This is a genomic window from Flavobacterium cutihirudinis (assembly GCF_003385895.1).
Classification (GTDB): Bacteria; Bacteroidota; Bacteroidia; order Flavobacteriales; family Flavobacteriaceae; genus Flavobacterium; species Flavobacterium cutihirudinis.
Genome location: NZ_QRDQ01000014.1, coordinates 79,960 through 91,650 on the forward strand (window position 1 = coordinate 79,960; position 11,691 = coordinate 91,650).

Consider the following 11,691-nt stretch of genomic DNA (forward strand, 5'->3'; position numbering starts at 1 on the left):
ACAAAAAAAAGCGCAAGAATCAACTTGCGCTTTTTTTACAATTCGAATATTTCTATTTTTCGATTTCTCTCATAGAATCCATTTTTTTATGAGCAAGGAAACCTGCAACATCTTCAAAATGTTCTTTCACACGTTTGTTTCCAAATTCAAAAACTTTAGTTGCTAATCCGTCAAGGAAATCACGATCGTGAGAAACCAGAATTAAAGTTCCGTCAAAATCACGCAAAGCATCTTTAATAATATCTTTAGTCTTCATATCAAGGTGATTTGAAGGCTCATCCAGAATTAATAAATTCACTGGCTCAAGCAACAACTTAATCATTGCCAAACGTGTTTTTTCTCCTCCAGACAATACTTTTACCTTCTTAGTAATATCATCCCCCTGAAACATAAAAGCTCCTAAAATATTTTTGATTTGTGTTCTAATATCACCTACAGCAATATTATCAATTGTTTCAAAAATAGTAGCATTTTCATCTAATAGTGAAGCTTGATTTTGAGCAAAATAGCCAATTTGAGAATTGTGACCAATTTCGACACTTCCTTCATCAACACCAATTTCCTTCATAATTGCTTTGATCATTGTTGACTTTCCTTCTCCATTCTTTCCAACAAAAGCAACTTTCTGACCTCTTTCAATTACAATATTTGCATCTTTAAAAACCACATGATCACCATATGATTTAGACATTTCTTTCACAATAACAGGATATTGCCCAGAACGTGGCGCTGGCGGAAACTTCAAACGCAAAGCTGAAGTGTCTACCTCGTCAACCTGAACGATTTCAAGTTTTTCCAACATTTTTACACGCGACTGAACCGCATCTGTTTTAGAGAAAGTTCCTTTAAAACGGTCAATAAATGCTCTGTTATCAGCAATCATTTTTTGTTGCTCGTCGTATGCTTTTTGCTGATGAATACGACGGTCTTTTCTTAATTCTAAGTAATGAGAATATTTTGCTTTGTAATCATAAATTCTTCCCATCGTAACCTCAATAGTTCGGTTTGTAATATTATCTACAAACGCTCTATCGTGCGAAATTACAACTACCGCTTTCGCAGAAGTCAATAAGAACTCTTCCAACCATTGAATACTTTCGATATCCATGTGGTTTGTTGGCTCATCCAGCAAAATCAAATCCGGTTTTTGCAAAAGAATTTTTGCCAATTCAATACGCATTCTCCATCCTCCTGAAAACTCAGAAGTCTGACGTCCGAAATCTTCACGATTAAAACCTAAACCAACTAAAATTTTCTCAACTTCAGCTTCGTAATTAACTTCTTCAATTGCGTAATATTTCTCGCTTAAGTCCGAAACTCTTTCGATTAGTTTCATGTACTCGTCACTTTCATAATCTGTACGAACGGTTAATTGCTCGTTGATTTCGTCAATTTCGGCTTTCATTTTAAAAATCTCACCAAAAGCTTTTGACGCTTCTTCCATTACAGTCGATCCGTCTTTAGTCAATAAATGCTGAGGCAAATAAGCTACAACTGCATCTTTTGGAGTTGAGATACTTCCTGTTGAAGGTTTGTTTTCACCTGCGATTATTTTCAAAAGTGTCGATTTTCCCGCACCATTTTTACCCATAAGGGCAATTTTATCATTTTCATTTATAGCAAAAGAAACATCGCTAAAAAGTGTAGTTCCGCCAAACTGAACCGAAATATCGTTAACTGTAATCATTTGTCTTTGTTAATTTGTTTAATCGGTTAATCGTTTATTTGACTACCCATTTTTTTTGTGGTGCAAAGATAGATTTAATTAGATAATGTGCCAATTTGAAAATTAGATAATTTTGAGAATGTGTCAATTAGATAATTTGAAAATTAGATAATTTTAAAATCCAATCATTTTTAATAACGGCATGATTTCTAAATCGTGAAGAACCAAACTGAATCGAATTTGTTCTTATTTTAAAATTTTAATCTTATCTTGTATAAGAATTTAAAAACCAGCAAAATATGAAAACGAAATTAAAACTTAGTGCGTGTCTGATTGCAGGATTAATGTTTGGATTTTCTGCAAATGCACAAAAAACCGTCATTAAAAAAGAAGCTTTGCCAACAAACGCACAAACATTCTTAAAAACTCATTTTGGTTCAGAAAAACCGAGTTACATATTGGAAGACAAAGAAATCCTTTCTACAGAATACAAAGTTCAATTTGACAGCAAACTTGAAATTGAATTTGACAAAAAAGGAAATTGGAAAGAAGTTGATGGCAAAAACGCTAAAATCCCAAAATCGATTGTTCCTAAAAAAATCGCTTCTTACATTAAGAGCAATTTCCCTAAAGAAAAAATAACTAAAATAGAAATTGGAAGTTCTGGATACGAAACAAAACTAACCAACGGTTTAGAATTAAAATTCAACTTAAAAGAAGATTTCGTTAAGATTGACAAATAAGTTGAATTTGAAAATGTGGCAACTTGATAATTAGATAATTTTGAAAATATACCAATTAGACAATTCCTAAATCTCAAAATATTTTTCACATTCTATCCCTAAACTGGACTGAAGTCCAGCCCTACAATATGATTCGAGCCTTTGGCTCTTGTTAAAGTTCCGAAGGAACGACTTGTGTTGTAGGGCTGGACTTCAGTCCAGTTTAGTATGTAAATTACACAAAACAAAACCCGACAGGTTTTAAAAACCTGTCGGGTTTGAAAAATTATCTAATTATCAAATTGACTAATTATCTAATTAGTTAGTCTTTTCTCCATTTTTTAGTTTCCTCAAAAATGTGCTCTAAGATTGCCGCCTCGGTTTCATCAAAATCAATATTTCTACGTCCCATTACCAATTTTGCCGTTTCGAAAGCTTTTTTGGTTACATAAGTGGTAAATCCTGCAGCACCTCCCCACGAAAAGCTCGGAACAAAATTTCTAGGAAAACCTGATCCAAAAATATTAGCACTCACACCAACAACCGTTCCGGTGTTAAACATCGTATTGATTCCGCATTTACTGTGATCTCCCATCATTAAACCACAAAACTGAAGTCCGGTTCTTGCGAATCCTTCCGTTTCATAACTCCACAATCTTACTTCATCATAATTATTCTTAAGGTTTGAATTATTACTATCAGCCCCAATATTACACCATTCGCCTAAAACAGAATCTCCTAAAAATCCGTCATGACCTTTATTAGAATTGGCAAATAAAACAGAATTTTTAACCTCTCCTCCAATTCTTGAACCCGGACCAACAGTTGTCGCTCCATAAATCTTTGCATTCAATTTTACTGAAGCATTTTCACATAAAGCAAAAGGTCCACGAATTACGGTTCCTTCCATAATTTCAGTATTCTTACCTATATAAATAGGCCCCGTAGAAGCGTTTAAAGTTACAAACTCCAATTTTGCTCCTTCTTCGATAAAAATATTTTCCGGCGCAATTACATTTACGCTTTTTGGAATGGGCTGTGACTTTCTGTCTTCCGTTAGAAAAGCAAAATCAGCACGAATTGCAGCATCGTTTTTAGAAAAAATATCCCATGTATTTTCTACCGTCAAACATTCATCATTATAATGAATGATCTCATATGAATCAAAATCCACTTCTTCCTGGTTTTCTGAAGCAAAAAAAGCGATTACATCATCACCTTTAAAAATTGCCTGATTTACTGTTAAATCAGAAATCATGTCAACAAGCTTATCATTTGGTAAATAAGCAGCATTGATCATTACGTTTTCTTCCATTTCCACCATCGGAAATTTAGTAGACAAATATTCCTCAGTAATTGTTGTTATGGTCGAACCCAGACGCGTTTCCCATTTCTCCCGAATTGTCATAATTCCGATCAAAATATCAGCTACCGGCCTTGTAAAAGTAAAAGGCAGCAAAGCATTCCGAACAGGTCCGTCAAAAAGAATATAATTCATAAATAAAGTTTTGTACTTGTTAAAATCTTGATTTGGTTATCGAAGCCAAAGTTACAAATATTTATGTTTTTACTAAACTTGTTTTAGTAGTTAGCAATGAATAAACTAATAATTGTATTGTTCTTAATTTTAATACAAAAAACAGAGCCAGCGATTTCAACCACGCGTTATATTCCAAAATTCTGTTTTTATTTTTTTAGAATAAAACAATTCGTGAATTACTTTGTCTATCTCTTTGATCGATTCGCGGCTAATAAATTATCGCATAAAAAAAGCCTTCCAAATTTGGAAGGCTTTTATATAATTTAAACAGCTATTATTTTTTAGCGTGTTTTGCATATTTAGTTTTGAATTTATCAATACGTCCTGCAGTATCGATAAGTTTAGATTTACCAGTATAAAAAGGGTGAGATGTTCTAGAAATCTCCATTTTTACAACTGGATACTCAACTCCGTCAACTTCAATTGTTTCTTTTGTATCTGCAGTAGATTTAGTGATAAAAACGTCATCATTTGACATGTCTTTAAATGCAACTAATCTGTAATTTTCTGGGTGAATTCCTTTTTTCATCTTTTCTTTTATTTATTGTTTGGAGCATTTTTATTTTGAAGCTTTTCCATGGTTAGAAAAAGGTGTAAACAACCCTGCTCTTTTTTGTTTAAAAATTTAATTATTTTTGAGTGTGCAAATTTACAATTCTTTTTTAATAAACAAATACTTAGCACACTTTTTTTTAGTTTATTTCGAAAAGCTTTTTTTATCCCCGATTATAGCGGGAATTATTATATTTGTGGATTAATTTTAAAACATATAGAAAATATGATCAATGAAGTTATAAAAAAGAATGGTGTTGCCTACGGAATCACCCTAGGAATTATTCTGGCATTAATTACGGCCACTATATATGCTATAGATCTAAAATTATTTGTTTCAGGATGGATTGGCGGTCTAACTTTTGTTATTTATGTGGTAATAGGCATTTTATTGCTTACCAAAACAAAAAAAGACATCAATGGTTTTTTCTCCTTTAAAGATGCCTTTACAACCTTCTTCATAACTACGATAATTGCTCTTGCTATTTCTACTTTGTTCAGCATCCTATTATTTAATGTGATTGATCCTGAAGCAAAAGCAACTATAAGCGATTTATTAATTAAATATATGGCCGAAACATTACAAAAATTCGGCACTCCGGCGGCTTCTATAAATGAAGCATTAGCCAAAATGAAAGAAAACAATCCTTTCTCAACTATCGAACAATTAAAAGCTTTGATTTTTAGTATCGTTGGTTATTCAATTTTAGGATTAATCTTAGCCGCATTTTTCAAAAGCAAATCTATACAAGAATAAAAATATAAATGAATTTATCTATACTTATACCGCTTCTAAACGAGGAGGAATCACTGAAAGAACTCTACTCATGGATTATTAAAGTGATGCAATCTAACAATTACTCTTATGAAATCATTTTTGTAGATGATGGAAGTACAGATGATTCTTGGAATATTATTGAAAGTTTTTCTAACGAAAATCCGAATGTAAAAGGAATTCGTTTTATGAAAAATTTTGGAAAATCTCAGGCTTTGCACGCTGGTTTTGCAAAAGCACAAGGTGATGTTATCATTACAATGGATGCTGATTTACAAGACAGTCCTGACGAAATTCCAGGTTTATACGAAATGGTTACCGCTCAGAAATACGATTTGGTTTCGGGCTGGAAAAAGAAACGCTATGACTCTGTTGTAGCAAAAAATCTGCCTTCAAAATTATTTAATTGGGCAGCCAGAAAAACCTCTGGCGTTGAATTAAACGATTTTAATTGCGGATTAAAAGCCTACAAAAACACTGTTGTTAAAAATATCGAAGTATCTGGCGAAATGCACCGATACATTCCTGTTTTGGCAAAAAATGCCGGATTCGGAAAAATTGGCGAAAAAGTAGTTATTCACCAAGCCAGAAAATACGGTGAAACCAAATTTGGAATGGAACGTTTCATAAACGGATTCCTTGACTTGATCACCATTTGGTTTTTATCACGATTCGGAAAAAGACCAATGCACTTATTTGGAGCCATCGGTTCTTTGATGTTCATCATCGGATTTTTAGCTGCGGGATACATTGGAGTTTCAAAACTATATCATATGTATACCGGAATGAAATACAGTCTGGTAACCAACAATCCGTGGTTTTATATTGCTTTGACCACAATGGTTTTAGGAACTCAACTATTCTTAGCCGGATTTCTAGGTGAAATCATTCTAAGAACCAAAAGCAACGAAGCACGATATAAAGTAGCCAGAGAAGTTAATTTTTAATAAAGGACGTTTAGTTCTTAGTTAAACAATATCTTAAATTAAATAAAAGACATTCACATGAATATAGCACCTAATATATTAAACGCCGTAAACGAATGGTTAACACCAACATTCGATAAAGAAACCCAAGCCGCTGTTAAGGAATTAATGACTACTTCTCCTAAAGAACTGGAAGAAAGTTTTTATAAAAACCTGGAATTTGGAACTGGAGGAATGCGCGGTGTTATGGGTATTGGAAACAACCGAATCAACAAATACACGCTTGGAAAAAATACTCAGGGATTATCTGATTACTTACACGAAGTTTTTCCAAACGAACCGTTGAAAGTTGTTATTGCTTACGATTGTCGTCACAATAGTAATACTTTAGCAAAAGTCGTTGCAGATGTTTTCTCAGCAAACGGAATTCAGGTTTATTTATTCTCAGATTTAAGACCAACTCCGGAGTTATCTTTTGCTCTTAAATATTTAGGATGTCAGTGCGGAATTGTTTTGACTGCTTCGCACAATCCACCAGAATACAACGGTTACAAGGTATATTGGCAAGATGGTGGACAAATTGTACCTCCGCAAGATGCCGCAATTATCAATATAATTGAAAATTTAAGCTACGATAAAATCAAATTTGACGCTAACGAAAGCTTAATTAAATATATCGATACCGAAATTGACAAAGCATTTGTTAAATCATCTATCGAAAATGCAAGTTTTAATACTCCGGCTGAAGCCAAAGACAATCTACATATCGTTTTTACTTCACTGCACGGAACTTCTATAAAATCTATTCCTGACACTTTATCACAGGCAGGTTACAAAAATGTTCACATTGTTCCTGAACAGGCAATTCCTGACGGAGATTTCCCAACTGTAAAATCTCCAAACCCAGAAGAACCTGAAGCTTTGACAATGGCATTGGCTTTAGCAGAAAAAACAAACTCCGATATTGTTGTTGGAACAGATCCTGATTGTGATCGTTTGGGTGTTGCCGTTAGAGATAATGATGGTAAATTAATTTTACTTAACGGAAATCAGACGATGGTTTTAATGACTTCTTTCTTATTGAAACAATGGAAAAAGGCAGGCAAACTTAATGGAAAACAATTCGTAGGATCTACAATTGTTTCAACTCCAATGATTATGGAATTGGCAACAAGTTACGGTGTAGAATGCAAAGTTGGTTTAACCGGATTTAAATGGATTGCCAAAATGATCAAAGATTTCCCTGAACTTCAATTTATTGGAGGTGGTGAAGAAAGTTTTGGTTTTATGGTGGGTGATGCCGTTAGAGACAAAGATGCAGTTGCTGCTACTTTATTAATATGCGAAGTTGCTGCTCAGGCAAAAGCAGCAGGAAGTTCTGTTTATAAAGAACTTTTACAACTTTACGTTGAAAATGGCTTCTACAAAGAATATTTAGTTTCTTTAACTAAAAAAGGAATGGAAGGTTTAGAAGAAATCAATCAAATGATGATCAATCTACGCCAGAATCCTTTAAAAGAAATTAATGGACAACGCGTTATTATGGTTGAAGATTACGATTCTTCTATTGCTTTAAATTTATTAAGTGGAGAAGAATCTACAATGGATATCCCGAAATCGAATGTATTGATTTATTACACCGAAGACGGATCTAAAATTTGCGCGCGTCCAAGCGGAACTGAACCAAAAATTAAATTCTATATCAGTGTAAACGCTGAAATCGAATCGGTTTCTGATTTTGATGAAGCGGAAAAGTTCTTAGACGGAAAAATACAGAATATCATTGCTGATATGCAATTGAAATAATTAAAATACAACAACATTTTTCAAAAACCCGATAACTTTTAAAGCTATCGGGTTTTAATGGTAAAAAACACCTAAATGAGTAATTTCAAAAAAATAGTTCCCTTTATATATCCATATAAAAAATATGCATTCTTAAACATTTTCTTCAATGTTTTGTATGCGCTTTTTAGCACACTTTCTTTCGTTGCTTTAATACCAATGCTTCAGGTATTATTTGAAAAAGGAAAAAAAGTCACAACAGAACCGGTATACACAGGTCTTTTTGAACTTAAAAAATATGGCGAAAACTATTTAGCCTATTACATTACCACAGCACAAAAAAACCATGAACCAGGCTATGTTTTATCGGTTATGGTTGCGATTATCATTTCAATCTTTTTATTAAAAAATCTAGCCGATTATTTGGCGATGTTTTTTATTAATTTCTTACGAAATGGTGTTTTAAAAGACATGCGAAATGCTTTGTACAAAAAAACACTTGAACTTCCTTTGGCATTTTATTCTGAAAAAAGAAAAGGAGATGTAATTTCGAGAATTTCCGCCGATGTCAATGAGGTTCAGAATTCATTTTTAGCCATATTAGAACTTATTGTAAAAGAGCCTTTAACGATTATTTTCACTATAAGCGCGATGTTGATCATCAGTGCCAAACTGACTTTATTTGTTTTCATTTTTATTCCGATTTCAGGATATATTATTTCCTTGATTGGAAAGCAACTTAAAAAACAATCCAGCAAAGCACAACAGGAACAAGGCGCTTTTTTATCTACAATTGAAGAGACAATTGGCGGACTAAAAGTTGTGAAAGGATATAATGCTGAAAACTATTTTAATAACGTTTTCCAAAACTCTACAGAACGTTTTTTCAATTTATCCAACAGCATTGGAAATCGTCAAAACTTAGCTTCTCCTGCCAGTGAATTTATGGGAATCACCGTAATTGCAATTTTATTATGGTACGGAGGCCAAATGGTCTTAATAGATAAAACACTTGAAAGCGCTGCATTTATTGCTTACATGGGACTAGCATACAACATTCTTACTCCGGCAAAAGCAATTTCTAAAGCTTCTTACGGAGTTAAAAGAGGAAATGCTGCAGCAGAACGTGTTCTGGAGATTTTAGAGCAGGAAAACACTATTGTATCAAAAGAAAATGCTATTGAGAAATCAACATTTGATGACGCTATCAGCATTCAGCATATCAACTTTAAATATGAAGAAGAATCTGTTTTAAAAGATTTTTCTCTTAACATTAAAAAAGGACAAACTGTTGCACTTGTTGGACAATCAGGAAGTGGAAAAAGTACGATTGCAAATTTATTGACTCGTTTTTATGATGTAAATGATGGAACAATTTCTATTGACGGAATCAACATTAAAGACATGAATCTGCAATCGCTTCGAAGTTTAATGGGATTGGTAACTCAGGATAGTATCTTATTTAATGACACTATTAAAGCGAATATTTCATTAGGAAAATTAGATGCAACCGATGATGAAATTATTGAAGCACTAAAAATTGCCAATGCATATGAATTTGTAAAAGAATTGCCTTTAGGAATTTACACCAACATCGGCGATAGCGGAAATAAACTTTCAGGCGGACAAAAACAACGTCTTTCTATTGCAAGAGCGGTATTAAAAAATCCTCCAATCATGATTTTGGACGAAGCTACTTCTGCATTGGATACTGAAAGCGAAAAATTTGTTCAGGTTGCTCTTGAAAATATGATGCAAAACAGAACTTCGATCGTAATTGCTCACCGACTTTCAACTATTCAAAAAGCTGATATTATTGTGGTAATGCAAAAAGGAAAAATCGTCGAGCAAGGAACACACGAAGAACTGATTGCTCATAACGGAACTTATAATAAATTAGTTACAATGCAATCTTTCGAATCTTAAGAAATTAAGCAAATAAATAAAATAATCCTCACAGATTAAGGAAATATTAAAACTCAGTTTAATTTCTTTAATCTGTGTTTATTTTTATAACTTTAGGTAGCAATTTGCTTAATCCCAAAAAAAATGTACCTAAATAATCCGAATATAAAACTGCCGGAAGATCCGGACACTGTGGTTTGGAAATATCTTGACTTATCTAAATTTCTTGATTTACTGCTCTCGAAGAAATTGTTCATGTCGCGTTCAGACAAATTTGAAGATCAATACGAAGGCACCTTCAGCGAACCTACTTACGAAGAGATTAAAAAACTCGCAATTGACAATCCGGATTTCTTAAAATACTACAAAACACAACGCGAACAAGTTGCCATAAGCAGCTGGCATATCAACGAATATGAATCGTTTGCTATGTGGCAAATTTTCACACAAAACAGTGAAGGTTTAGCCATTCAATCGACTATCGGAAGATTACAGAAAGCATTAAAACCAGAAAACAACTTTGATCAATATATAGGCGAAGTCAATTACATCGATTACAAAAAAGAATATATTCCGTTTGATGATTTATTCTTTCCGTTTTTATTTAAAAGAAAAAGTTTTCAATATGAACGTGAAGTCCGAATTATTACAGATACTTCAAAAAGCAATCTTAAACTAAATGACGGTTTAAAAATCAATGTGGATATTAATCAGTTAATTGAAAAAATATACATTCATCCAAAATCTGAAAACTGGTACAAAAAATTAGTTATCGAATTAGTAGAGCGTCTGGGCTTTGGTTTTGAAACTGAAAAATCAGATTTGGAAAGCGATATATTGATATAAAGCTGCTAAGTTTCTTAGATCCTAAGATTCTAAGTTTTTTTTAGCTGCAGATTAAAAAAAAAATTATTAAATACCTTGATAAAACAAAAACCGGCTAAAAATTAAATTTTTAGCCGGTTTTTGTTTTTATGTATGAAGATTGAGAAATCTTAGAATCTTAGGATCTAAGAAACTTAGCAACTTTAAATAGGTTTATAAGCTTTAACCTCCCATTTTTTAGAAGCCAGATCAATATAATTATAATGCAACACGTCATTTTTATCGAACTGACCGTTTTGATTAGTATCTTCAATTGTTCTGAAGTAGATTCGGTTTTTTGATTCAATTAAACTCCAGTCTACTAATTCCTGAAGATCTGGAGAAACTTTCGTGAAATTTTCACCGCTGATATTACTTAAATACAACGTTTTAATATCTCCTGTATCAATCTTCCCGTCTTTGTTGGTATCTGAATCTGTTAACGTATAAACCATTACTTTGTTTTGCGTTTTATCTGCAACCGTTTTTAAATAAGTTGCTGTTAAAATCAAAACCGGTTTATCTGACAAAGGTCTTATAGAATCTGAATCTACTTTTTGGAATTTTAGATTCTGTAAATATCCCGTGATTTCATATTCTCCCAAATTAGAAATTGTAAAACTTACATCGTTTACACTTGAAGAACCATATCGGGCTTTAGAACCTCTTTCAGACACTCTCAAATCACCAACCGGATGAATTAGATAATTCGTTCCTTCCATTTGTATAGGAAGATCAGCAATTTCAATTTGAGTAGAATCTGTTTTAACAACACCCGCTTTATTTGAAGCATCATAAATTACTTTCGGCTTCTGCTGTACTTCATCTTTGCAACTCACTACTGTTCCGATGATTACTAAGGCGATATATTTTATGTAGTTTTTCATTTATGGCAATTATATTAGATTATCAAATATACTATTTTTGATTGTATTTTTTGTTTTTATTGAATTTTA

Annotated in this window: 10 protein-coding genes; 6 read left to right on the forward strand and 4 right to left on the reverse strand. The window is 32.8% G+C overall.

From position 1 onward, the window contains the following. Positions 1–52: 52 nt before the first annotated feature. A complete protein-coding gene (locus BD847_RS20510) occupies positions 53–1,687 on the reverse strand; it encodes an ABC-F family ATP-binding cassette domain-containing protein (RefSeq protein ID WP_115890107.1) in 1,635 nt (544 codons plus the stop codon). A gap of 278 nt (positions 1,688–1,965) precedes the next feature. On the opposite strand from BD847_RS20510, the gene BD847_RS20515 reads away from it, so the two are divergent. Continuing rightward, the gene (locus BD847_RS20515) at positions 1,966–2,409 is read left to right on the forward strand and encodes a PepSY-like domain-containing protein (RefSeq protein ID WP_115890108.1); all 444 of its coding nucleotides are present in this window, start codon (positions 1,966–1,968) and stop codon (positions 2,407–2,409) included. Between the two features lie 301 nt (positions 2,410–2,710). Here BD847_RS20515 and BD847_RS20520 read toward each other — a convergent pair whose 3' ends face one another. Then, on the reverse strand, positions 2,711–3,886 hold the full coding sequence (locus BD847_RS20520) for a GlmU family protein (RefSeq protein WP_115890109.1): 1,176 nt from the start codon (positions 3,884–3,886) through the stop codon (positions 2,711–2,713). Between the two features lie 316 nt (positions 3,887–4,202). Further along, the gene (locus tag BD847_RS20525; protein WP_011921626.1) at positions 4,203–4,457 is read right to left on the reverse strand and encodes a type B 50S ribosomal protein L31; all 255 of its coding nucleotides are present in this window, start codon (positions 4,455–4,457) and stop codon (positions 4,203–4,205) included. A gap of 249 nt (positions 4,458–4,706) precedes the next feature. On the opposite strand from BD847_RS20525, the gene BD847_RS20530 reads away from it, so the two are divergent. The 5 genes from BD847_RS20530 (at position 4,707) to BD847_RS20550 (ending at position 10,717) form a co-directional block, all read left to right on the forward strand. Then, positions 4,707–5,237, forward strand: a complete 531-nt coding sequence (locus tag BD847_RS20530) for a DUF4199 domain-containing protein (RefSeq protein WP_115890110.1) — start codon at positions 4,707–4,709, stop codon at positions 5,235–5,237. A gap of 8 nt (positions 5,238–5,245) precedes the next feature. Next, positions 5,246–6,202: a glycosyltransferase family 2 protein gene (locus BD847_RS20535; RefSeq protein WP_115890111.1), complete on the forward strand. Its 957-nt coding sequence runs from the start codon at positions 5,246–5,248 to the stop codon at positions 6,200–6,202. Between the two features lie 57 nt (positions 6,203–6,259). Beyond that, a complete protein-coding gene (locus BD847_RS20540) occupies positions 6,260–7,987 on the forward strand; it encodes a phospho-sugar mutase (protein ID WP_115890112.1) in 1,728 nt (575 codons plus the stop codon). 75 nt (positions 7,988–8,062) lie between these two features. Further along, a complete protein-coding gene (locus BD847_RS20545; protein WP_115890113.1) occupies positions 8,063–9,892 on the forward strand; it encodes an ABC transporter ATP-binding protein in 1,830 nt (609 codons plus the stop codon). Positions 9,893–10,015: 123 nt separating this feature from the next. Beyond that, a complete protein-coding gene (locus BD847_RS20550) occupies positions 10,016–10,717 on the forward strand; it encodes a DUF2971 domain-containing protein (RefSeq protein WP_115890114.1) in 702 nt (233 codons plus the stop codon). A gap of 182 nt (positions 10,718–10,899) precedes the next feature. Here BD847_RS20550 and BD847_RS20555 read toward each other — a convergent pair whose 3' ends face one another. After that, positions 10,900–11,622: a hypothetical protein gene (locus BD847_RS20555; RefSeq protein WP_115890115.1), complete on the reverse strand. Its 723-nt coding sequence runs from the start codon at positions 11,620–11,622 to the stop codon at positions 10,900–10,902. Between the last annotated feature and the right edge of the window lie 69 nt (positions 11,623–11,691).